Origin of the sequence: Clostridium punense, from assembly GCF_017874425.1 — a bacterium.
GTDB classification, from domain to species: domain Bacteria; phylum Bacillota; class Clostridia; order Clostridiales; family Clostridiaceae; genus Clostridium_J; species Clostridium_J punense.
Genome location: NZ_JAGGLL010000007.1, coordinates 82,584 through 108,379, shown reverse-complemented (window position 1 = coordinate 108,379; position 25,796 = coordinate 82,584). Strand labels below are relative to the sequence as shown.

At 32.2% G+C, this 25,796-nt stretch carries 17 protein-coding genes; 4 read left to right on the top strand and 13 right to left on the bottom strand.

Annotated elements, in window-relative coordinates:
- Positions 1 to 97 precede the first annotated feature (97 nt).
- Positions 98 to 751 (bottom strand): HD-GYP domain-containing protein, encoded by a 654-nt coding sequence (locus J2Z44_RS05980; protein ID WP_021282484.1) that lies wholly within the window; start codon positions 749 to 751, stop codon positions 98 to 100.
- A gap of 357 nt (positions 752 to 1,108) precedes the next feature.
- Between J2Z44_RS05980 and nifJ the strand changes: the two genes are divergently transcribed.
- Complete coding sequence (gene nifJ / locus J2Z44_RS05975) at positions 1,109 to 4,633, top strand: pyruvate:ferredoxin (flavodoxin) oxidoreductase (RefSeq protein ID WP_021282485.1); 3,525 nt, start codon at positions 1,109 to 1,111, stop codon at positions 4,631 to 4,633.
- A gap of 454 nt (positions 4,634 to 5,087) precedes the next feature.
- On the opposite strand, the gene J2Z44_RS05970 is transcribed toward nifJ, so the two are convergent.
- Together J2Z44_RS05970 and J2Z44_RS05965 are read right to left on the bottom strand one after the other, a co-directional pair.
- The gene (locus J2Z44_RS05970) at positions 5,088 to 5,255 is read right to left on the bottom strand and encodes a CDIF630_02480 family spore surface protein (RefSeq protein ID WP_021282486.1); all 168 of its coding nucleotides are present in this window, start codon (positions 5,253 to 5,255) and stop codon (positions 5,088 to 5,090) included.
- Between the two features lie 143 nt (positions 5,256 to 5,398).
- Positions 5,399 to 7,156, bottom strand: coding sequence for a helicase-related protein (locus J2Z44_RS05965; protein WP_021282487.1), 1,758 nt, complete (start codon positions 7,154 to 7,156; stop codon positions 5,399 to 5,401).
- 566 nt (positions 7,157 to 7,722) lie between these two features.
- Here J2Z44_RS05965 and J2Z44_RS05960 point away from each other — a divergent pair.
- The 3 genes from J2Z44_RS05960 to J2Z44_RS05950 all read left to right on the top strand — a co-directional run bounded on the left by J2Z44_RS05960 (position 7,723) and on the right by J2Z44_RS05950 (position 10,695).
- Positions 7,723 to 8,394, top strand: a complete 672-nt coding sequence (locus J2Z44_RS05960) for a response regulator transcription factor (protein WP_021282488.1) — start codon at positions 7,723 to 7,725, stop codon at positions 8,392 to 8,394.
- Between the two features lie 53 nt (positions 8,395 to 8,447).
- Positions 8,448 to 9,764: a sensor histidine kinase gene (locus J2Z44_RS05955; protein WP_021282489.1), complete on the top strand. Its 1,317-nt coding sequence runs from the start codon at positions 8,448 to 8,450 to the stop codon at positions 9,762 to 9,764.
- Positions 9,765 to 10,137: 373 nt separating this feature from the next.
- Positions 10,138 to 10,695 (top strand): hypothetical protein, encoded by a 558-nt coding sequence (locus J2Z44_RS05950; protein ID WP_021282490.1) that lies wholly within the window; start codon positions 10,138 to 10,140, stop codon positions 10,693 to 10,695.
- A gap of 432 nt (positions 10,696 to 11,127) precedes the next feature.
- On the opposite strand, the gene J2Z44_RS05945 is transcribed toward J2Z44_RS05950, so the two are convergent.
- From J2Z44_RS05945 to J2Z44_RS05900, 10 genes are all read right to left on the bottom strand, one after another.
- Positions 11,128 to 12,069: an ROK family protein gene (locus J2Z44_RS05945; protein WP_021282491.1), complete on the bottom strand. Its 942-nt coding sequence runs from the start codon at positions 12,067 to 12,069 to the stop codon at positions 11,128 to 11,130.
- Positions 12,070 to 12,332: 263 nt separating this feature from the next.
- On the bottom strand, positions 12,333 to 14,708 hold the full coding sequence (locus J2Z44_RS05940; protein ID WP_209649412.1) for a glycogen/starch/alpha-glucan phosphorylase: 2,376 nt from the start codon (positions 14,706 to 14,708) through the stop codon (positions 12,333 to 12,335).
- Between the two features lie 20 nt (positions 14,709 to 14,728).
- Complete coding sequence (malQ, locus tag J2Z44_RS05935; RefSeq protein ID WP_021283964.1) at positions 14,729 to 16,204, bottom strand: 4-alpha-glucanotransferase; 1,476 nt, start codon at positions 16,202 to 16,204, stop codon at positions 14,729 to 14,731.
- 17 nt (positions 16,205 to 16,221) lie between these two features.
- Entirely contained in the window at positions 16,222 to 18,381 is a 2,160-nt protein-coding gene (locus J2Z44_RS05930; protein ID WP_021283963.1) for a TIM-barrel domain-containing protein, read from the bottom strand.
- Between the two features lie 87 nt (positions 18,382 to 18,468).
- Positions 18,469 to 19,296: a carbohydrate ABC transporter permease gene (locus J2Z44_RS05925; protein WP_021283962.1), complete on the bottom strand. Its 828-nt coding sequence runs from the start codon at positions 19,294 to 19,296 to the stop codon at positions 18,469 to 18,471.
- Positions 19,296 to 20,162, bottom strand: coding sequence for a carbohydrate ABC transporter permease (locus J2Z44_RS05920; protein WP_021283961.1), 867 nt, complete (start codon positions 20,160 to 20,162; stop codon positions 19,296 to 19,298). Before J2Z44_RS05920 ends, J2Z44_RS05925 begins: the two co-directional genes overlap by 1 nt.
- Before the next feature lie 174 nt (positions 20,163 to 20,336).
- Positions 20,337 to 21,689, bottom strand: coding sequence for an ABC transporter substrate-binding protein (locus J2Z44_RS05915; protein WP_209649411.1), 1,353 nt, complete (start codon positions 21,687 to 21,689; stop codon positions 20,337 to 20,339).
- Between the two features lie 193 nt (positions 21,690 to 21,882).
- Entirely contained in the window at positions 21,883 to 22,983 is a 1,101-nt protein-coding gene (locus tag J2Z44_RS05910; RefSeq protein ID WP_021283958.1) for an ABC transporter ATP-binding protein, read from the bottom strand.
- Positions 22,976 to 24,013: a LacI family DNA-binding transcriptional regulator gene (locus J2Z44_RS05905; RefSeq protein ID WP_209649410.1), complete on the bottom strand. Its 1,038-nt coding sequence runs from the start codon at positions 24,011 to 24,013 to the stop codon at positions 22,976 to 22,978. Before J2Z44_RS05905 ends, J2Z44_RS05910 begins: the two co-directional genes overlap by 8 nt.
- 666 nt (positions 24,014 to 24,679) lie before the next feature.
- Positions 24,680 to 25,726, bottom strand: a complete 1,047-nt coding sequence (locus J2Z44_RS05900; protein ID WP_021283956.1) for a stage II sporulation protein P — start codon at positions 25,724 to 25,726, stop codon at positions 24,680 to 24,682.
- Positions 25,727 to 25,796 lie beyond the last annotated feature (70 nt).

Genomic DNA, 25,796 nt, shown 5'->3' with positions numbered 1-25,796 from the left:
TCAACTATTATAGTAAATCAAACCTAAAAAGCTGACTCCTGCTAAACGCAGAAATCAGCTTTTTAATTTAACTTTATCTTTATCTTTATCTTTATCTTTATAATGTTCTTGGTAAAAAATTTAAATCATTATTTAATGCATCTATTTTACTATAATAATTATTTTCTTTTAATTCAAAGTTTTTTATAAATGCAACAAATAAATTCACTAATTCCCTATCAAATTGTTTTTCTACATTATTTACAAGTTCTTTAATAGCTTCATCTATAGTCATACTTGCCTTATAAGTTCTTTTACTAACCATTGCATCAAAAGAATCACAAATACTTAATATCTTGCATAATTTACTGATATTATTATTCACTAGTTTATGAGGGTATCCATTTCCATCTATTCTTTCGTGATGATGGAGTATTAGTTCTAATTCTTCACTAAAAACTCCAGTATGTTGGACTATTTCATATCCATAATAAGAATGAGTTTTTATGATTTCATATTCTTCCTGAGTTAATCTTTCAACTTTATCTAATATTTCACTAGGAATTTTAAGTTTTCCTATATCGTGTAATAATGCAGCATAATGAAGGTTAACGACTTCTTCTTGACTACATTGAATATATCTAGCAAAACCAGTAGCATAGTTAACTACATTATAACAATGGCTTAAGGTGTCTTTGCTTTTTTCATCTAATTCTTTTAAAAGCCTTTTAATTACACTTACTTTGTTATTTTCCGGACACTCATTACACATAAAATTTCTTATTCCCCCAATAATAAAACTATTTTTTAAGAACTATAAATTATTCATTTTCAATAATATACCATAATATTTTCCAGTATTCAACAAATTTCAACATATTATTTCATATTTCACAAATTTATCACAATTGTCTTAATTTGTTTATTTTTGTAAAGGTTTTAATGATGATTATAATAAATATTAATTTTTTACAATATATTAAATTGTATATCATAAAAGTAATTTTTGAAATTTTATGTATGGAGTGTATATAACTAGTAAATAATAGAATAGATAAGACAAATTGTAAGGTACCTGTTTATGATTTTTTAGTAGGTGCTAATTTTATTTTGAGGAGGATTTTTATAAATGGCAAAGATTATGAAAACCATGGATGGAAATCAAGCTGCTGCAGAAGCTTCCTATGCTTTTACCGAAGTAGCTGCCATCTATCCCATTACACCTTCAACACCCATGGCTGAGCTAACAGATGATTGGTCAGCTCATGGTAGAAAAAACATGTTTGGTCAACCAGTTAAGGTTGTGGAAATGCAATCTGAGGCTGGTGCATCAGGTTCTGTGCATGGTTCCTTAGTTGGAGGCGCTCTTACAACTACTTATACAGCCTCTCAAGGTTTGTTATTAATGATACCTAACCTTTACAGAATGGCAGGAGAACTTTTGCCTGGAGTTTTACACGTAAGTGCTCGTGCTATTGCTGCTCATGCCCTTTCAATCTTCGGTGATCATCAGGACGTAATGGCTACTAGACAAACTGGTGTAGCCCTTTTAGCTGCGTCAAATGTTCAAGAAGTAATGGATATGGCTAATGTTGCCCATTTATCTGCAATAAAAGCTAGAGTTCCTTTTATACACTTTTTCGACGGCTTTAGAACCTCTCACGAGTATCAAAAGATTGAAGTAGTTAATCCAGAAGATGTAATTAAGTTAGTGGATCAAGATGCCCTAAAAGCTTTTAGACAAAGAGCATTAAACCCTGAACATCCAACATTAAGAGGTACAGCTCAAAACCCTGATATCTACTTCCAACAAAGAGAGTCTTCAAATAGATTTTTTGATGCAGTTCCTGATATTGTAGAGGGGTACATGAGGGAAATAGAAAAAATTACCGGAAGATCTTATCATCCTTTTGATTATTACGGAGACCCAAATGCTGAAAATATAATTATTGCTATGGGTTCAGTATGCGATACTATCGAAGAAACTATAGATTATTTAATGAAGCAAGGAGAAAAAGTTGGATTAATTAAAGTTCACTTATATCGTCCTTTCTGTCCTACATATTTATTTAATGTTCTTCCTAAAACGGTTAAGAAAATAGCTGTATTAGACCGTACAAAAGAACCTGGTGCCCTAGGTGAACCATTATACCTAGACATCTGTAATGCTTTCTATCATCATACAGAAAAGCCGCTAATTGTTGGTGGAAGATACGGCTTAGGGTCAAAGGACACTAGACCATCACAAATATTGGCTGTTTATAAAAATTTAAATACTCCAAGACCTAAAAATGGATTTACTATTGGAATTGTTGATGATGTTACTAATACTTCATTACCTGAAGAGGAAATCATTGAAACTTCAGCTGAAGGAACAATTAGCTGTAAGTTCTGGGGATTAGGTTCTGATGGAACTGTTGGAGCAAATAAATCTGCTATTAAAATTATTGGAGATAATACAGATCTTTATGCTCAAGCATACTTCTCTTATGATAGTAAGAAATCTGGTGGAAGTACCGTATCTCACTTAAGATTTGGTAAAAAACCAATAAGATCACCTTACTTAGTATATAAAGCTGACTATATAGCTTGCCATAATCCATCTTATGTTTATAATTTTGATTTACTAAAAGGTTTAAAGAAAAATGGTGTGTTTGTTCTAAACTGTCCTTGGAGTGATAGTGAATTAGAAACAAGATTACCTTCTTCTTTAAGAAGATATATAGCTCAAAACAATATTAACTTCTATACTATAGATGCTATATCAATAGCTGGTAAAATTGGCCTTGGTGGAAGAATTAACATGATAATGCAATCTGCCTTCTTTAAGCTTGCCAATGTTATACCTGTAGAACAAGCTTTAGATTTACTAAAAGCTTCAGTGGAAAAAACCTATGGTAAAAAAGGCGAAAAGATTGTTACTATGAATAAAGATGCCATTGACCAAGGTGTTAATGCACTTCATAAGGTTACTGTTCCTGAAGCTTGGACCAATGCTGAAGATGAAAATTTGCCAATTAAAGAAGAACCTGACTTTGTTAAAAATATACAAAGACCAATGGAAAGACATGAGGGAGATGAACTTCCTGTTAGCGCCTTTAATGGAATGGAAGACGGTATATTCCCAACAGGAACTACCTCTTATGAAAAGCGTGGCATAGCTGTTACTGTGCCAGAATGGCAAATTGATAAATGCATTCAATGTAACCAATGTGCGTATATCTGCCCTCATGCAGTTATAAGACCATTATTATTAGATGATACAGAAAAGGAAAAAGCACCGGATACCTTTAAGACTAAGAAACCAACTGGAAAAGGCTTTGAAGACTTGCATTATCGTATACAAATAAGTCCACTTGATTGTACAGGTTGCGGAAACTGTGCTGATATTTGTCCTGCTCCTGGAAAAGCTTTAATAATGAAGCCTGCACCTCTTGAAATAGAAATGGAATCTGAGAACTGGGAATATGGTACAACAGTGACCTCTAAAGATCACATAATGGATAAGAAAACCTTAAAGGGAAGTCAGTTTGTTAGACCACTTATGGAATTCAGTGGCGCATGTCCAGGTTGTGGCGAAACCCCTTATGTTAAACTTCTAACTCAGTTATTTGGAGATAGAATGATGATTGCCAATGCTACAGGTTGTTCATCAATTTGGGGAGGTAGTGCACCTTCTGTACCTTATTCTACAAATGCCTGTGGAAAAGGCCCTGCTTGGGGTAACTCTCTATTTGAGGATAATGCTGAATATGGCTATGGAATGTATTTAGCAGTAAAACAACTAAGAGAAAAACTTGCTATGTTAATAAAAGAAGCCCTAAATAATCCTCAATCACCTATGCTTAAAGAAGCCTTTGAGGAATGGTTAGCTGGTATGAGTGATGGAGAAGCTTCAAAGGCTGCAACTTCAAAAATTCTTGAAGCTATGAAGAGTGTAGACTACGAAAAAGACCCACTTCTTAAAGAAATAATGGAAAACAAAGATCACCTTGTTAAAAAGTCTCATTGGATGATTGGCGGAGATGGTTGGGCTTATGATATAGGCTTCTCAGGACTTGACCAAGTTTTATCTACTGGTGATGATGTAAATATCTTTGTTATGGATACAGAGGTTTATTCTAATACTGGAGGTCAATCTTCAAAAGCTACTCCTACAGCTGCAGTGGCTAAATTTGCAGCGGCAGGTAAGAAAATTAGAAAGAAAGATTTAGGATTAATGGCTATGAGCTATGGTTATGTATACGTAACTCAAATTTCAATGGGTGCAAATATGAACCATACAATAAAAGCAATAGCTGAAGCAGAAGCTTATAAAGGTCCTTCATTAATTATTGCTTATGCACCTTGTGTTAACCATGGTATAAAAACTGGCATGGGAACAAGTATTGCTCAAGAGAAAAAAGCTGTAGAATCTGGATACTGGCATCTTTACAGATATAATCCAATGCTTAAAGATGAAGGAAAGAATCCGTTTACTTTAGATTCTAAGGAACCAACAAAGTCCTTTAAAGAATTTATCTTAAGTGAAATTCGTTACACTTCTCTTGCAACTGTATTCCCTGAAATTGCTGATCAAATGTATGATGTAGCAGAACAACATGCTCGTGAAAGATACGATACCTATAGAAGATTAGCTGAAATTCAGTATTAGTTATTAATAAGTAATATTGCTTCACACATATTTGTGAAGATATTAATCATTATTGGAGTCCTAAGCTTTAGTTTAATCATAAAGCTTAGGGCTTTATATTTATTAGTTACATTTATCCTTTTTTCTCCATGAAATTATCCCCAATAATCCAAATCCTTTGCAGCGCTATAGAAAAAGTTTTTTATTATATCTTTCCTTAGGGCTAAACAATTGTGTATTATAGATAATTTTGAGTATAAATTAATGTGAGTTAAAAGATAAATCATAGTATATACATTCATTAATGATTATTAATCTTCATATATGATAGCCTAAGAAAAGTCCTAATCATAAATATATAAACTTAATTAAAACATAAATATATTAAAAATCAAAAATAAAGAAGTTTGATTTTTTATCAAACTTCTTTACCATAACTCCATATATTAAGTTTTAACACCTTAAGCCTAAGTTTTTACTTTTGATTAGCATCTACCCAGTCTTTTGCATTTCTTATCTCGTTATTACTAGGTATGTTCACTCTTGTTCGTGGTTGCAAATGTTCCCTATTGGCAAGTGGTGCAGTTGCAAAGTTTTCAATTGGCATTGCCATATGCTTTTCTTTATATCTGTTTTCTGCCATGTTAATCCCTCCTATTTTTATGATTAGTTATTATTAGCTAAACTATAAGTGATTTGTATTATTTGTGTATCTGTTTATTAGTTTCTGCAATTAACATAAATCTATAAGAGGTAATTTATTTGAAAACTTCAAAAGTTTATCAATTATATTTCCAATAATATTTTATTTATTTCTTCACTTATCTTAAGTCTTTCCTCTTGCACCCATTGCTCATCAAAATCAAGTTTAAATATCTTTGAAAAGCTATAGTATAAGTTAACCTTTTGATAATACACTTCAAACTCATACAATTCGGGGAACTTATAAGTTGGCTTAGATAATTTATCTCTCTTACCAATAAATATCTCATCTACATAGAATAAAAAGGCTTCTAGTAGTTTTGGGTTAGTCACATCAAAAGGGATTCTTATAAGCTTCCATTGTTCACTTTCATGAAGCTTATAACTTTTTAGATTATCTAAAATAATTAAATATTCGTTAACATCCATTTTTCTATAAAACGTCATTTTTTCTTCTCTGGTACTCCAAAGAGCAAGTTTTTCTCTTAAGGAAAGACTTTTTACCTTCAGTATAGCTTCACTAGGACCAATCACTGCTTCTTTAATTTCTCTATCCTCCGAATTTAGCAGCTCTTCTAAGAAGTCCTGATTTCCACCAACGGTAGCTACATAACCTACTTCATATATACCTTTTCTTCCGGCTCTTCCAGCTATTTGCTTAACTTCATGAGAATTTAAAAATCTAAACTCATTGCCGTCAAATTTCTTAATATCCATAAAAACAATTCTTTTGATAGGGAGATTGACTCCCATGCCAATAGCATCTGTGCAAATAAGTATTTTTGTTTCCTTCCTTATAAACTGTTCATACTGTTTTCTTCTTACCTCTGGTGGTAAGTCACCATAAATTAAGCTTGCTTTTATTCCCAAATCTGCAAATTCATAAGCAAGTTCTAAAACTCTTTTTTTAGAAAAAACTACTAAAGCATCACCTTCATCAATGGTTTTATAGGAAAAATTCTGCTGCTGCAATTGAAGTGGAATTTGTCTTTTGTATTCTTTGTATACATAACTCTCTCCACAATCATCCAAAATTTTAGTAATAATATTTTTAGCATTTAGCGATCCACAAACGTGAACTTCTCTGCTCTTTACTCCTAGCAAGGCTCTAGTCCACCCAGCCCCACGTTGGTCATCATCAATCATTTGTACTTCGTCTATGATGGCTATGTCATACTGTTCTTCAATATCTAACTTCTCAATAGTGCAGGATATGTGAGTGGCACCTTCTACTATGATTTCTTCTTCTCCAGTTAAAAGACTACACTTTACACCCTCATTATTTAGCCGTTCATAATTTTCCAAGGCAAGTATTCTTAAGGGGGATAAATATATCCCTTTAGCGCTATCCTTAAGCCTTTGCATAGCGTTATAAGTTTTACCTGTGTTTGTTTCTCCTAAATGAAGATAGAATTCTCTATTAACTTTTCTAGCTTCTCTATATTCATCTTTAGGGTTTTCAGGAAACACCCTATCAAACTCACTAGAAACTAACCTTGGAATATGATTAGAAATTAAAACACTAATTATTCCTGACTTTAAATACCCCTCATAGTTATCTTCTACAATATCCCTAAAGTTAAACTTAGTATCGTTTTTACTATTATAGTCTTTTACGAGTCTCTCAGAAATGTACTCTAAAATTTCTAAGTAACTTTCATAAACTGATTCATAATCTCTTAAATCTGCACTTTCAAATTCTTTTAATTGTTTAAGTTTTTTTCTTACAGAAGCTTCATGTTCCCACAGGGAGTTAGTTTTTGTATTTTTTACGATTTCATTTATTTGATGAACTTGGTTTTTTATTTTCCTAAAGTTTCTTTCTGCAACTCCTCTTTTCATAGTAATCTCCTTTATGAAATTTATATGTTTTTTATAAATCCCGTGACTTTTTAATGTGTACCAATATTAAATTTATATGATTTCTGTATATATAATATTAGCTTATTTAGACAACTTTATAACTGAAAGCTATAGCTATTTATACTTGTTTATTAATGTATGGTTCCATGAGATATACTTGTATTTTTTATTGGCTTTTTAGTTAGGATTTAGTTAATTATACTCCTAATATCTTAAAGCAACCAATGTGAATTTTAAGTATTATTTACTTCTTGGCTTCTATTTTCCTTTCTATTGTTTCTTATTGGTGCTGTGACTTACATAGGAATGCATGGTTAGTAAGATTCCTATTAACCATAGAATTTACATATTTATTAAAATATATGAACTTAAGAATAGTTTAAATTTTTTCAAACTCTATAACATAAAAATGTTTGATAAAGCTACTGAAGGCTTCTAATAAGGTTAATATTTAATTTTCCGGTTTTGGTTATAGATATTTCTTCTAATATATTATATTATTATGATATATTAATATAAAAAAAATTTCTCTAAGGAGTTGACCAATGAAAGGTAAAATATTAGTTATTGAAGATGAAGTTAAGCTTTGCGAAGTAATGACCTTATATCTTGAAAAAGAAAATTACCAGGTTACCTGTGTTTCTGATGGAAAAAAAGCTGAAGATATGATTAATACCGAAACTTTTGATTTAATTATTTTAGATGTAATGCTTCCTAACAAAGATGGTTGGGCCCTTTTAAGAAGGATTAAATCACTAGGTAGCACACCAGTTATAATGACCACAGCTAGAGGCGAAGAGGATGATAGAATCTTTGGACTAGAATTAGGTGCTGATGATTACATGGTAAAACCCTTAAGCATGAGGGAACTAGTATTAAGAGTTAATCTTAGAATGAATAGCAAACTAAAGACCAATAAGGGATTAACCTTCTCTAACCTGACCATAGTAGAGGATAAAAGGGAGGTTATAGAAAATAGTGAGGCTGTAATTCTCACTCCTAAAGAATTTGATTTATTAGTATTTCTTTGTAAAAATTTAGGTCAGGTTTTTAATAGAGAACAACTTCTTAATTTAGTATGGGGCTATGATTATGCTGGCGATTCTAGAACTGTAGATACCCATGTGAAAAAGTTAAGAGAAAAAATTAAGTTTTGTGAAGACTATTTATCTACTGTATGGGGAGTAGGTTATAAAATGGATTGGAAAAATAATTAGTACCTTTTTAAGATTAACTTAGTATATAATAAATAAGTTTATGGAGATTAACTATGAATAAAATTACCTTTAAGCTATCTAAGTATTTTTTAGGCATAATATCCTTTGTTATAGTTCTTTGTTTTCTTGGAAGTAGCATATTTTTATCAAAATTTTATATGTATGAGCAATATAGGCATTTAGAAAACTCAGCAAAAGATGTTTATGAAAGAATAAATTCTTCTGAACCTTTAACTGATATTGAGGTAAGTGTTCTTTTAATTAAAGATGAAAAAGTAACCTCTTTAACACATGGCAAAATGGGAATGATGCCCTTCCTTCAAAATCTAACTGCTGGAGATTTTAGTAGGAAGGGAAAGTTTAAGAACTCTATGGGGGCTGAATTTCTCTATTTTAGACTAGAAACCCCTTTAGGAGATATAGTAGTTTTTCAAAATAATAAGTACTCTTCTGATTATTTAAAGGGTGTTTATATAATATTACTTGTAATTTTTGTTTTAGCCCTTTTATTATCTCTCCCTCTTATTTCATATTTGGGAAAAAAGTTCACTAAACCCATTTTACAATTAGAAAATGCGGCTGGTGAAATATCAAAAGGAAATTTTGATTTAAAATTAAGCATAAGTAGTAAGGATGAAATTGAAGCTTTAGCCTGTAGTGTTGAAAAGATGGCTTTAGAACTTAAGAGAAAAGATACCCTTCAAAGAGATTTTGTTGCTAACGTATCCCATGATTTTAAAACCCCTCTTAGTGTAATTAGAAGCTATAGTGAAGCTATTTATGATGGTTTGCTAACTGAAGAAAATCAAAGGAAGTACTCCCTTGAAATAATTAAGGAAGTAGATAGACTTAATAATTTAGTAGTAGACTTACTTCATCTTTCTAAATTCCAGCAAGGAGCTTTTGTTCTCAATAAAGAGCTAACCCATTTGCCTACGTTATTAGAGGAAACCATAGCAAAGTTTCAGCCTATGGTCTCTAAAAAGAAGCTTTCAATAAATTGTAGTTCTTTACCACTATGGGTTAACGTAGATAAAAAACATTTAGAAAGAGTTCTATATAATTTTATTGATAATGCAATTAAGTTTAGTAAGGAAAATAGTAAGATTAACATTCTATCCACTGATGAAATCAATCATATAAAGATTTCAGTTATTGACTATGGTATAGGTATTCAATCAGATAATTTAAAGGATATTTGGAACAGGTATTATAAAGATTCTCAAAGTGGTGGTATGGGACTTGGACTTCCAATTTGCAGTGAAATTTTAAAGCTTCATGGCTTTCAATATGGCGTTACTAGTTCCACAGAAAATGGTACTGAGTTTTATTTCCTAATTCCCAAAGAATCTCTAGTATATAAAGATTAATTTATTAGATTAAACTCTTGTAAACTTTTAATATTATCTGTATCTAGGGAACTATAGTGAGGACTTAACTTGTACGTGGAACCTTCATTGGTTCCCTTAAAGCTTTTTGAAGATAATTAAGTTAAAAGTATCCTAAGCAAGCTCATATTTCACAAATTTATCACAATTACCCCATAGTATTATCAAAGTTTCTAGCTATTATTTATATATGGACTAATTAGAGAGTATTTTATAAGTTCTACAATTAAATTTTTATAATAAAGAATTTTAGTAAAGTCATTTATTAAGATAAGAGCTTATGTATTTATCTAGTTATCTTACAAACTTATTTTATTAAATAATAAAATAATAAAATTTTATGGAGGTAATTGAAATGAAAAAGAAAAATCTTATGATGGTATTAACCTTAACCTTAGCCCTAGGAGCTTGTGCTACTGCTTATGCTAGTTCAGACACAACAACTCCTTCTAATAGTAACTATGCAGTTTGCCAAGGTTCTGGCCTTAGAGGAATCACTGGTGTAAAAGGCTATGACTTTATGACAAACCTGTTAAAAGAAAAGTTTGGCATAGAAGAAACTACTATAACTGAAGGCAGAGCTGCTGGTAAAACAATGTATGATTTGGTAAGTGAAAAAGGAATTACTGCTGAAGAGTTTAAGTCAACTATGGTTGAAGAAAAAATCAAATCTATTGACGAAGCTATAAATAGTGGTTCAGTAACAAAAGAACAAGGTGAAGCCATAAAAGCTAGAATAGAAGAGAACTCTGCTCCTTGCACTACTCCAGGTGAAGGAGAAAAAGGAAAAGGTAATGGCAACATTGGTGGAGAAAATGGACAAAGAAGAGGTGCTGGCAAAGGAATGGGTAATGGTGCTGGTATGAAAGGTGTAAACAGAGGTACTTGTGGCAACTTAAGTAATGGAAATTAACCTTAGTTAGGTGTTACTAGCTATAAAATTCTATAATTTTATAGCTAGTACTAATTTTATCTATCTATGTGCCCTTAAGGAATGAAGATTATAAAGCTTAATTAACTAATTGGATTCCTCAATTAAGCACTGAATTTATATCAATTTGGGCTTCCAGATAAAAATATATTACTAAGACTTTACCCCTCCCATAATTTATAACTTTGGGAGGGGCATAATTTAATCTAATGTTTAGACATTAATGTAATATGTTTTATTATATTTATTCAGCTTATGAATATTAATCTTAGCAATGTTCAATCAAAATAAAATACGAATCATAAATATAAAACTTTATTATAACATTCACATTGTCATAGTTGTTAGTATTACTAAAATTTATAAATTTGGGAGTCTCTTCCCAAAATAATTTTTAATGAGCTCCCTTTAACCCTACATTCCTAAAGCTGCAGCTCCAATAATTCCGGCTTCATTTCCAAGGGTTGCAAGAACTATCTTTCCAATAGGCATCATCTTCATATACCTTACTGCTTCAACTTCCTTCTGAACTTTTTTTAAAAGAAACTCCCCTGCTCCAGAAAGTCCTCCCCCAAGTGCTATTGTTTCTGGGTCCAAGATATTTATGATATTGGTAATACCAATGGCTAAGTACTTTACCAGTCTATCCACAGCTTTATTGGCTACATAATCTCCTTCTATTGCAGCTTCAAATATTACTTTCCCATTAACTTCTTCTAAGTTACCCTTTACCTTTCTAACTATGGAAGTTTCCTTGCCCTCATTAATTAATTTTTCTGTGTATTTAATTAAGGCAGTTGAGGAAGCAAAGGTTTCTAGACACCCATTACGGCCACAATTGCAATCATAAAAGTTTTCTCCAACTATCATATGACCAATTTCAGCCCCTACTCCATTAAAGCCTGATCTAACCCTTCCATTAATAACAATACCTCCACCAACGCCAGTACCCAAGGTTATGAACACTCCACTTTCACAATCCTTCATAGCTCCAATCTTATACTCTGCAAGTCCAGCTACTGTGGCATCATTGTCTACAAACACTGGAATGCTTAACTCAGTTTCAAGCGTTTCCTTTAAAGGTATGTTATTCCACCCTAAGTTAACACAGTAAATTACCTCTCCTGAAGTAGGGTCAGCAATTCCAGGCACACCTATACCAATAGCTTTAATATTCTCTTTACTTATTCCATAATCTCTTATTGTTTCATTAATTAGGCCAATGATATCTTTAATAACTTCTTCTGAACCTCGTTCTGCTCTGGTTGGTGTAGACTTATGATATTTTAAAACACTGTTTTCATCTACTAAGCCAACTGCAATATTTGTTCCTCCTAAATCTACCCCTATATACATGGTGGTCCTCCCTGCTTTGCTTTTAGTACAAATATTCTAAGCCTCTTAATTATATAAGTTGTAATATTTTTTATAATTTTAGGCAGCTTATGTTAAAAAAATGCAAAATAGACTTAGCTCTACCTATGCACTATGTTTATTGCATTCTATATATTATAATTATAATTCATTTAATTTATCTATTCTACAAAAATCTAGGTACACAGGACTAAAGTAATTAGAACTCCTGTGTACCTAAAATATAATGGGTTTTATCTGGCTTTTTAAATTTTCTTTGGCTCTATATTCCAAATTTCTCTTGCATACTCTTGGATAGTTCTATCGCTGCTAAACTTACCAGCATTAGCTATATTCATTAAACATTTCTTAGCCCAAGCAATTCTATCTCTATAATCCCTATCTACTTTTTCTTGGGTTTTTACATAATCCATGAAATCTCTGAATATAAAGTAGTTATCTGGCTTATGCCAAGAGGCACCTTCAAGAAGAGAGTTATAAAGCTCTTCAAACATTCCTGTTCCCCCATCAGATAAGGTTCCATCTATTAAAGTATCTACAACCTTTTTTAACCTTGGATTACTTTCATAATACTCTTTTGGATTATAGCTTTCCTTAATTTCTTCTATTTCTTCAACTCTCGCACCAAAAATAAAATTATTTTCTTCTCCTGCTTCTTGCACAATTTCTACATTAGCACCATCAAAGGTTCCTAAAGTTGGAGTTCCATTTAACATAAACTTCATATTTCCTGTACCTGAAGCTTCTTTACCAGCTGTAGAAATTTGCTCGGAAATATCTGCTGCTGGAAATAACCTTTCGCCATAGGATACTCTATAGTTTTGAACAAAAACCACTTTAATTTTATCCTTAACTTGAGGGTCATTACCAATTAGTGTTCCTATTTCATTTATAAACTTTATTATCCCTTTAGCTCTTATATATCCTGGAGCTGCTTTGGCTCCGAAAATAAAGGTTCTAGGCACTATATCCATTTCTGGGTTTTCTTTTAGTCTAAAATATAAATCTAAAATTCCAAAAGCATTTAAAAGCTGCCTTTTGTATTCATGAAGTCTTTTAATTTGAATATCAAACAAGGAATTAGGATTTATTTCTACACCTTCATGAATCTTTATATATTCAGCTAGTTGATGTTTTTTCTCAGACTTTACTTCTAAAATCTTATTTAGCACCTGCTCATCCTCTAAATACTTTTCTAATTCCTTAAGTAAGGTTAACTCATTAATCCACTTATCAGTTCCAAGAAGAGCTGTAATCATTTGAGATAATTCCTTATTACAAAGCGCAAGCCATCTTCTTGGGGTAATTCCATTAGTTTTATTTTGAAATCTATTTGGATAAATGTCATACCAATCCCTAAGCTCTTGGAATTTCAATATATCTGTGTGAAGCTGTGCTACTCCATTAGTAGTATGAGTTCCATGAATAGCAAGGAAAGCCATACGAATCATATCCTTATAAATAATAGCCATGGAGTTTATCTTTTCTGAATCGTAGCCTTTTTGTAAAAGCTCCATAATAAATCTTCTATCAATATCCTCTATAATTTCATATACCCTTGGAAGAACCTTTTTGTAAAGTCCATTCCACCATTGTTCTAAGGCCTCTGCTAAAATAGTATGATTAGTATAGGAGAATGTTTTTACTGTAATATCCCAAGCTATTTCCCAGGTGATATTTTCTTCATCTACTAATAGTCTCATTAGCTCTGGTATGGCTACTACTGGGTGGGTATCATTTAATTGAATTGCGTGGAACTCTGGAAACTTATTAAAATCTATACCGTGGTTTTTCTTATACTGTCTAATTATATCTTTTAGGGAAGCAGATACAAAAAAGTACTGCTGCTTTAATCTTAGTATTTTCCCCTCTTCTGTGGAATCATTAGGATATAATACTCTTGAGATATCTTCAGCCTTATTTTTGTCCTCTACAGCTTCATTATATTTTTGGTCATTAAAAAGATTAAAATCAAAGTCCTTAAAGCTTTCTGCTTTCCATAATCTAAGAGTATTTATATTTCTTGTAGCATATCCAATAATTGGTGTATCATAGGGTATTGCCCTAACCTTTTCATCTGCAAACTCAACAATTACAGCCTCATCTTCTTTTCTTATAGACCAGGGATCTCCATATTTAAGCCAGTTGTCCCCTTCTTCCCTTTGAAACCCATCTTTGAAGCTTTGCTTAAATAAACCATGACTATATCTTATGCCATAACCTCTTACAGGTAAATTTAAAGTACCGCAGGATTCCATAAAACAAGCTGCCAGTCTTCCAAGTCCGCCATTTCCAAGACCAGCATCTTCTTCAATTTCTTCAAGATCGTTGATATTTATATCCATTTTTTTTAATAGTTCTTTTATTTCTTCATAAATTCCTAAGTTCAACAGGTTGTTACCCAATGCTCTTCCCATTAAAAACTCAGCAGAGAGATAATAAGCTGCTTTTCCAGTAGAGTAAGCCTTCTCTGTTTCATCCCAGTTATCAACAATTGTTCCCATTATGGCTTTAGAAAGGGCATTATACTTCTCATGAGTTTGAGCTTTAGCTAAGGTTTTGCCGTAATCTGTTTTAAGAATTCTTTCTATGTTTTCTCTTAATTCTTTAGTATCAAACATATTTATCTACCTTTCCTTTTCTATCTTCCATAAAGCTTTGTTATTTTATTAATTTTTTCTGCCAACGCTTCTGTAAGAGCTTCTTTTTTCACTCTCCACTGCCAGTTTCCTCCTAGAGTTGATGGAATATTCATTCTTCCTTCATCTTCAAGGCCTAGATAATCTTGCATTTGTGCAATTGCTAAAGTACCTACAGAGCTTAGAGCTCCTCTAATAAATCCCCAGTTATAGCCTTCATTTTCATTTAAGTTTAAATACCTAACTGCATAATCTACATCTAGTTTATTAGCATTCTTAAACCACCCGTTTACAGTATAATTATCATGGGTTCCTGTATAAACTACACAATTCTTTTCATAATTATGCGGTAAGTAATCACTTTCTTCCCTAGAATCAAAGGCAAATTGAAGGACTTTCATCCCTGGGTATCCAGATTCTATTCTAAAATTTATAACTTCTTCAGTTAAAAAGCCTAGGTCTTCAGCAATAATTTCTACATCCCCTAAAGCCTTCTTAATTGCATTAAAAAGCTTTATTCCTGGGCCCTTCACCCAAGTTCCATTTATAGCAGTTTCTTCTCCATAAGGAATTTGCCAATAGGATTCAAAGCCTCTAAAGTGGTCTATTCTAATTACATCATATATTTTTCTACTTGCGTCAATTCTTTCAATCCACCATTGGTAATCTTCTTCTTCTAAAGCCTTCCAATCATAAATAGGGTTTCCCCAAAGCTGACCAGTTTCTGAAAAAGCATCCGGTGGACAACCAGCAACTACAGTTGGAGTTTTATTCTCATCTAGTAGAAATATGTTGCTATTGGCCCAAGTATCAGCACTATCTTCTGCTACATATATAGGAATATCACCAATAATTTTAATTCCTTTAGAGTGTGCGTAGGCCTTTAATTCCTCATACTGCTTATAAAATAAGTACTGCAAAAATACCCAATACTCTATTTCTTCTTTCAATTCTCTCTTATAAGTGTTTAAAGCACTTTCTTTTCTTAGTTTAATATCCTCATCCCAAAACTTCCAAGGCTTTAATTGAAACCTTTCTTTCACTGCCATGTATAGGGCATAATCCTCTAACCAGAGGTTATTTTTCTTCTTAAATTCCTCTATATCCCCTACATATTTATTCTTAGCATTATTGTAGGCAACTTTTAAAACCTTCATTTTATTTTTAAATATCTTCTCGTAATCTACACTTAGGGCATTATGACCAAAATCTAAAGTTTCATAATCCTTCTTTTGAAGAAGACCTTCCTTGCTAAGAAGGTCCAAATCTATAAAATAGGGATTTCCTGCGAAGGCAGAAAAAGATTGATAGGGAGAATCTCCAAAACTTGTAGATCCTAGTGGCAGTATTTGCCAATATTTTTGCCCTGCTTTAACTAAGAAATCTACAAATTCATAGGCCTCCTTTCCAAAGGTTCCTATTCCATAAGGACTTGGTAAGGAGGTTATGTGCATTAAAATACCGCTGCTTCTCTTCATCTTTATCCTTCTCCTTCCTAAGGTTTTATTGATAGGGTTTTGCTGTGAACCCTTCCATCTGTATTAATTATTTCAAAGTTCAAGGTCTTTACCTTTGTATTTCCTTTACTTTCTATTTCTATAGTGAACTCATCATCTTTGAATTTTTTTATGTGAATAATTATTTCTTCATGTTTTCCTACCTTATAGTCCTTAGTGGCCCCATCATCATCGTAGCAAACATAAGTCGCTTCATTCTCTACAAAGGCTATAACATTGAGTTCCTCATTGTTTAAACTCTCCACATTTTTGCTATGCTTTCCTAAAACAAAAGCCTTGTCTGTTCTTATAAATATGGGTACTTCATTTAAGTCTACGTCAATATAATGATGGCCAGCTTTTACGATCTCATAGGTTCTTTCCTGGTAATTTTTCACCTTCCAAAGCACCATATCCTCTGGTAAGTAAACATACCTACCTAAAGAATTCTCCTCATATACTGGAGTAATCATTAATGAATCTCCTAAAAGCAATTGGTTTTCCACCCTTTTGCTAAAATCATCGGGGTATTCAAAACTTAAAGGCTTGAAGTACATATCCTTATTCTTTAAGGATTTCATGTATTCAGAATAAATATAGGGTATTAATGCATAACGCAATTCAATAGCACTTCTTAAGAGGTTTATTGTGCTTTCTTCAAAAGAATAAGGCTCTTGTTTTCTTGTTCCCATAGCTGCATGATTTCTAAAAAGTGGAGTAAAAATACTAAATTGGGTCCACCTGGTTATAAGCTCATGGTTTACATTTCCTCCAAAGCCACCTGTATCTGCACCTACATATAAAAATCCACACATATTTAAAGATGGCATCATCTTAATATTTAAAAGCAGATGCTCCCACCAGGAGTGGTTATCTCCTGTCCAAATGCCTCCGTATCTATGCATTCCAATATAAGAGGCCCTAGAGAACAACAAAAATCTCTTATTTGAATCTATTAAACTCAAACCTTCTCCTGCTGCTCTGGTCATATTATAGCCATATAAATTATGAACTTTATAGTGATTTATCTTTTCACCATTTATATTATGATAAAAGCTCTTGTAATCCTCTAAACTATTGGTCATATTATTAAAGGTGTCATTTAATTTAAAGAAAGAGTAGATATCTAGGTTTCTATTTTCTGATGCCTTAGCTAGATTAATAGCATCCTTTAGTCCTCTATCTGTATAAAATAAGGCTGGCTCATTCATATCATTCCAAAAACCTTCAATACCTAAGTCCGTTAATACTTTGTACTTTAATCCAAACCAAGTTCTAACTTGAGGGTTTAAAAAATCAGGAAAATGGCAACGTCCAGGCCAAACTGCTGCCACAAAGGGCTTTCCTTCAGCATCGCTACAAAAATAGTTTTTTTCTAAGCCTTCTTCATATACGTCATAATCTTTTTCAATTTTTACCCCTGCATCAATAATTGGAATAAGTCTAAAACCTTTATCCTTCATCTCTTTAGTGAAAGTCTTAAAATGTGGAAAAGCTGTTTCATCAATTGTAAAATCCTTAAATCTCTCCATATAATCTATATCTAAATAAATGGCATCACAAGGTATGCTATTTTCTATGAATTTATCCCCAACTTCTCTTACAGCTTCTTCATTAGGGTAGCTCCATCTAGATTGTTGATATCCAAAAGCCCACTTAGGCGGAGCATAGCTTTCTCCAATTATATTTAAAAATTCTCTTACAATTTCTAGAGGTTTTTCACCAGTAATAATATAAACATCTACATCTTTTTCTTCAATGGCTATTACTAAAGAGTTTTCCTCTGAGAATCCAACATCAAAAACAACTTTTCCTGGATAATCAATAAACACTCCAAAGGTTTCTTCTCCGTCCACCACTAAAAAATTATGAGCACTATATAAGGATTTTTTATCTGGAGTATGCCTTGGGTCATCACTACAGAAGGACTCATAAATTCCTCCCCTTTTATTCATTCCCCTTAGGTTTTCTCCAAGTCCCCATACTATTTGATCCTTAGTCATTTTATAGTTAAAGCTCATTCCTTCAGTACTATCTATGTTAAAATATCTTAAAGGTTCTTCTTTTACTTTTTCACCTTTAGTTAATACAGCCTCCGTATTTATTGGCTTCCCAAAGGAGTACTTAAACACCTTCTCAGTTAATTTATATAAGTTCATATACTCACACTCCTCTTAAACTACTTTATGGATTAAATCAGTGTAGAATATCTTCCTTTATTACACTAGGTCTACTCTCATAATTTATTACTTTATAGACCCTTGTGTAACTCCCTTAACAATATGCTTTTGGGCAAAGAAGTAGAATATGATAATTGGAATCATACCAATTACGAGCCCTGCAAGAGCTAAATCCCACCTCTTTGAGTACTGTCCAAAGAAGTAGAACATTTTTAATGGTATGGTGTGCCACTCTGGTTTATTTATAACTAATTGTGGAAGTAGAAAGTCATTCCAAATCCACATAGCATTTAATATAGATACAGTAACTGTTATTGGTTTTAATAGTGGAAATACAATAAGCCAAAATACTTGAAACTTATTGCAGCCATCTATTAAAGCTGCTTCCTCCAGCTCCACAGGTATTCCTTTAATAAATCCATGGTACAAAATTATGGATAAGCTTGAACCAAAGCCTAAGTAAGCAAAGATTAGACCAATAGGATTTAGCATCTTAAGCTTTCCTAATAGATTTATTAGGGGAAGCATAACTGATTGAAAAGGAATTAACATAGCTGCTGCAAATAAGAAGAATAAAAAAGTACTGAACTTTGACTTGCTTCTTACTAACATCCAAGCTGCCATTGAAGCAAAAATTACTATTAATACTGTACTTGTAATTGTAATGAATAAAGAGTTAGCTAAGGAATGAATAAAGTTTAAATCCTTAAAAGCCTGAATATAGTTATTTACCGTAAAGGTATCCTTTACTGGCATACTAAGTACATTTGTAAATATTCCCTTGGCAGTTTTAAAGGAGTTAGTAAACACAATGTATAGAGGTGCTAAAAATACTAAAGCCACGGAAATCCCCAAAAGGTTCCAACCTAGCCTTTTGAAAAACTTTTCTTTCATTACATTTCTACCTCCTTTTTCTTGCTAAAATAAAGCTGTGTAAGGGAAATTATTGCTATAGTTATTAAGAATATAACTGCCTTTGCTTGAGCTAATCCAAATTGGTTAAAGGTAAAGGCTGAATTATATATGTTAAGTGCTAGCATCTGCGTGGAGTTAAAAGGTCCTCCTCCTGTTAAGGATAAGTTCTGATCAAATAACTTGAAGGAGTTTGATAGCGTTAAAAATAATCCAACAGTAAAGGCTGGTGCAACTAAAGGCAGAGTAATATGTCTTAACCTTTGGAACCCATTAGCTCCATCAATTTCTGCAGCTTCATTTAAAGACTCAGGGATTCCTTGAAGAGCAGCAATATAAATAATCATCATGTAACCTGACATTTGCCAAGACATTAATATTACTAAAGCCCAAAATCCTGTGGTGCTAGTTGCAAGCCACCCTTTTAAAAATTCTATTCCTAATTTTGTACCTACCCATGAAAAAGCCTTAGTAAAAATAAATTGCCATATAAAACCTAAAATTAAACCACCAACCATATTAGGCATGAAAAATATACTTCTTAAAATATTGCTTATTTTCATTCCTCTTGTAACTAATAAGGCAAGAGAAAATCCAAATAAGTTTATTGCAATTACTGATGCTATTGCAAATTTTGCTGTAAATATAAATGCTGGTATGAAACCACTTTCTTTATTAAACACTTGTTTATAATTTGCAAGTCCAACCCAAGTAGCATTATTTTCTATACCATTCCAATTAGTGAAGGAAAAGTATACTCCTGAAATCATAGGAATTATTACTACCATTAAAAATGCTAAAAGTATAGGACCAACAAATAAACTAAACCACAACTTTGAATTCTTCATAGTAACCTCCTTTTTATATTTAGTCTTAAATTTTTTCCCAAGTTCTTAAGAAAAAAAGTGAGTGAATATATAATTTAGGGAGGGCAAAACCCTCCCCAATTTCAATGTTTCTTACTAAGCCAATTCAAACTATAAGATTATTTTTCAATTAATTCTATGTGTACACATAGAATACTATTTTCTCATTTCTTCCCATTTAGCTTGAGAATTCTTGATTACAGCATTCCAATCTTCTTGTCCAGCTAGGTATTTTTGAATTTCTTGTCCTAGAACTTCCATTCCCCAGCCAGTTGGATATCCCATAAATACCCAAGGTGTTGTCTTTCCAGCCTCTGCGTATCTCTTAACTGCAGCACCTAGTGGATCTTTTGGTTGTAAGCTTTCATAACCTTTAAATGGAGGTATAAAGAAGAATTTATTAACTATATAATCTTTACCTTTTTCTGAAGTATAAAGCCAATTTAAGAAATCCTTAGCTGCTGCTTGCTCAGCTGCTGTACCTTTGTTGTTAACTGCCCAGTACATTGGAACTCCCATTGGAATTGTATCTTCTTTTCCACCCTTAACTGACATTGGTAATATATCTAGTTTATCAGCTACCTTAGGATCTATTTTTTGAACTCCACCATAAATCCAGTTACCTTGTTGAATCATAGCTACACGTTCAATAGCAAGTCCTTGGTCTACTTGAGTTGCATAATCTACTGTGCTTAACTTTTCTTTTGATTTTGCACTTGGAGAGTAGTTAGCTTGTAAATCTATTAATGCTTTTAGAGCTTCTCCATTTTTAAAATCAATCTTTTTAGCTGCAAAGGCATCTAATGAACTATTAAACTCTTGTGAAATAGCTGCATTTGAAGTATGAAGTCCAGTTACCCAAGTTTCTTTTGCTGGTAACTCGAAAGCTGCCTCTAGATTTGGATATTTGCTCTTTAATTCCCCTGCTTTAATTTTAGTATCTAAATCCTTTACTGCTTTTTCTAAAGAAGCATAGTCTTTAACCCCTTTAGCATCGATTCCTGCAGCCTGGAATATTTCTTTGTTATAAACAAAGCCATAACCTTCTACTGCAAAAGGCATTGCATAAACTTTATTATTAACTGTTACTCCTGATAAAACCCCATCAAGAGCTTGTTTTGTCCAAGGCTCATTAGTTAAATCAACTAATCTAGATTCCCAATCCTTAACATCTTGTGGTCCTCCAATATTAAATATAGAAGGTTCTGTTCCACCTTGAATTTTTGCTCTTAGAGCTGCACCATAATCAGCACCGCCACCTACAGTTTCTACATTAATTTTTACATTTGGATGCTCAGCAGTATAAGCTTGTGCCGCTTCTTTAAACTCCTTATCAATCTCCACCTTAAACTGGAATATGTTTAGGGTAACATTTTCTTTTTTCTCCTCTGCCGCTGGTTTTGTTCCTTCGTCTGTCTTTTTATCCCCATTAGACGCACAACCAGTTAAAGCTGAAGTCACCATTAAGGATGAAATGGCTAAAGCTAAGATTTTTTTAACTTTTTTCATGTTAATAATCCTCCCCTATAATGTTATGAATATATTAAATTTAAATTGATAACACTTTAAAATAATATCTAAACTCAATTACAAAAGTTACTTTTCAAAAGGATTAACGTCCTTGAAAGTTTGTTTTAGCAAAGTACTCCTATCTAAACAAAACGTTAGCAGTACAAGTTTAAATTAATCTAAAACCTATCAATTACAGACTTATATTCTCTTCACTTTCATAATCAAAAATATGACAGTTTTCTAAATGCAATATAAAATCTTCTGATTTTCCTGTTTTTAAGTTTCTTGATTCCATGGAATCAATTTTTGCAGTTAACTGCAATTCCTCATTGCTAAAATAAACAAAAGACTCATTCCCCATATGCTCAATTACATCTATATTTCCGCTTATTTTCGAAGCATTTCCCAAATCTTTTAAATTAATGTGTTCAGGTCTAATTCCAAACCAAACTTTTTTTCCTATATGATTTTTCACCTTACTTCCCTTAGTTTCAGGAAGTATTAAAATTTCTCCCCCTATTTTTACCGCAATACTTTCCTCTTTTTCTATTAACTCACCCTCAACAATATTCATGGCAGGAGAACCTATGAAGCCAGCAGTGAACTTATTTTTAGGGTAATGGTATAGATTTAAAGGTGTATCCACCTGCATTATTTTTCCAAAGTTCATTACACAAATTCTATCTCCCATAGTCATAGCTTCAACTTGGTCATGAGTTACATAAATCATGGTAGACTTAAGCTTCTTATGCAGTTGTGAAAGTTGTACCCTCATATGAACTCTTAGTTTTGCATCTAAGTTTGAAAGTGGTTCATCAAATAAGAAAACCTCTGGATCACGAACAATAGCACGTCCTACAGCTACCCTTTGTCTTTGCCCTCCAGATAACTCCTTTGGACGTCTTTTTAATACTTCCTCTAAATCTAATATTTTTGCGGCTTCTCTTACCTTCTTATCTATCTCATCCTTTGGTAGCTTTTTAAGCTTTAAGGAAAATGCCATATTTTCATATACTGTCATATGAGGATAAAGTGCATAGTTTTGAAATACCATTGCAATGCCTCTATCCTTTGGTGGAATATTGTTGACCACCTTATCCCCTATAGAAATAGTTCCATTAGTAATTTCCTCAAGTCCAGCTACCATTCTTAAAGTAGTGGATTTAGCACAGCCTGAAGGGCCAACTAAAACCATAAATTCACCATCTTTAACTTCTAAATCAATACCATGCACTGCTTTAAATCCATTAGGGTAAACCTTTTCAATGCCCTTTATAACAACATTAGCCATGTGAAGCCTCCTCTAAAATTTTTATACAAGATTCTCTTTCTTCTAGTTTCGTTTCTAGAACTATATGTTGATGATTTTTTTTGTTTTTTAGTATATCAAAAAGTAAATCAATGCTTTTTGTCCCCATTTCCTCTACTGGTTGAACTACAGTGGTTAGAGATGGGTGAAAATACAAGGAATAATCAATACCATCAAAACCTACTATGGAAATATCCTCTGGAATTTTTAGCCCTCTAGTTAAAATTGCTTTAGATGCACCAATTGCCATAATATCTGTAGTCACAAACACTGCTGTTAAATCCAGTTTTTTCTCCAAAAGCTTGTTCATTGCTGAAAAACCGGATTCAAAGGTATATTCTCCTATTTCTACAAAGTCCTCATTAAAATCTATTGAATTTTCTTTTAAGGCTTTTTTATAACCTTCAAATCTTAGCTTTCCAATAGTTCTATCTTCTTCTCCCGTAGTAATAATTGCTATCCTTCTATGTCCAAGGTTTGCTATGTAGTCTACGGCTTTAAAAGCTGCCTCTTTATTTTCTATAATTACGCTTGAAAATAAAGTCTTATTAGCCTTTTCAATAACATAGGTAGACGCTAATACAATTGGTGTCTTTAAGTCAATAAGTTCTTGTTTATCTAAGTCTTCAAAGTCACCACCAAGACAAATTAATCCTTTAAGTTTTTTCTCTTTAATAAGCTCAATTGCAGCTTCTATATCATTATTATTGCTTTCATTGTAATGAAGAATCATAGAGTATCCTTCTTTATCAATTTCTTCTTCAATGGATTTTATCATCTTTGAAAAGAAGGGGTTATGAATTCCTTTGACTAATACCCCTATATTATTAGAAGTGTTTCTTTTTAAGTTTCTTGCACTGTTATTTGGCACATAACTAAAGTTATTCATAACTTCTAGGATCTTCTGCCTTGTTTCATCTTTCACATCTGGATGGTTATTTAAAACCCTTGAAACAGTACTAACGCCAACGCCTGCTATACGAGCGATATCTTTTATATTTAAATTTTTCATAAAAAACCTCTTTTCTGAAAAACTATAAGTAACGTTTTCGGAAACGTTTCCAATATTGATATTAATTATGGAGAATGGAGTTTAATACTTTATATTAGCCTACTCTATTCCCCTTCTAATAAATTTTTCGTTTTCTTATGTATATTTTTATGAATCGTTTTCGGTAACGTTTCCAATCTTAAAAATATTATAACATAACTTTTTGACTTTTCAAACATTTTAATAAAATTTATAAAATAATATTTGTATTCTAAATATATGTGTTTGTTTTCTCGGTTATTCAAAAATTCTATTGTATTGTTTTAAATATAAAAGCTATACTCCTTTAAAAGATAGAGAAGTATAGCTTTTATACTTTCAGCTAAGAATTAGCTAACAAAAGTAGCTTCCTAAGATATATTGTATATTATGAAAATTATTACTATATAGTAAGTAGCAATATTAGTTCTGCACTATAAAGTAATTTTTAGCAACTTATATTATAGATTGTCATAGCAAGACTTAGCTTATAAATTGTTATTATTTTAGTTTTCTTAAAGCCTTTTGAAAATAAATCATTTTTCATTATCAAAGCCTATTGAGAGAATTCAAAACAGAACTAAATATATTTATTAAGGTGTCCTTATTGCATTCTATCTAGAAAATTATATTATATTTATCCCTAAACTATTTTTTTCTATTATTTATTACCTCAGCTACAACTCTTGCCACATACTTCATACTATTCTTGGCTTCTTGAAGTTTATTAGATGTTGCTCCAACCTCTAACAATAACGCATTATCACTTAAGTCTTGATTATAATATCTTGTGCCGCTATAGTTAGTATGAAGATTTTTCTCTCTAAAAAGGGTTGGATATTCTCTTTTTGCTACCTGAAAAATAGCGTTAATATTTGCCATATGGGCCTTATATCTAGGGTCACTGGTAGTTGTAACAATGATTAGTCTTGCTGCATCCTCATTGTTGATTTTAGTAGTCACATTGGCCTTGGAAGGACCATCATCTCTATGTAAGTCTACTACAAAGTCAAAGTCCTTAAACTTCTCAAAATACTTACTCATAGTTTCCCTAGATTTAGCATAGGAGCTATTATAATCTAGGTCATGAATAGTTTTATCGTGAATTACTGTAAAACCCTGCTTTTCAAATTCCTTTGCAAGCTCATCACCAACTGCTGCCACAGTTTGACCTAAATCCATTTTTCTAGGTTCATCAGCATCATAAGCCTCTGTGGTATGAGAATGGTAGATGAGTATCCTTTTCTTTGAATTATCTTGTGGATTTCCTACCACTTCTACCTTTGCCTGTTCCTGTTTACTTATAGAGTTTTCACTTAAACTAAAAGGATTAAGTACAATTTCTTCAGCTTTCTTCTCTTCTTCTACCACTTGCTCCTGCTTAAATTCTTCTTTTATAGCCTTATCCTCCACATAGGCCACCTCTCTTTTAATTACTTTTAGAGGATTAAGAGATAAGTATCCAAGCATATTGCTATCGCCTCTTTTAGTATTTGCTTTAAAAGGTGCTATAACACTGTTCATTATAAGTTCTAAAAATTCACTATTTGTGTTTTCCCCCTTTTGTGACAAGGCCTTAGCTTCCATGCTAACTCCTAAAACCATGCTACTACAGATTAAAAAGGATACGATGATAGTTAAAAATCTGCTTTTTTCCTTTAATGGTTTCTTATGATTTTCTCTTTTATACTTCATTTTTTCACCTCATGAATAATTAAATTTCAATGTTTAAAATGAATTTTCAGCTTAATATATAAGTTGCAAT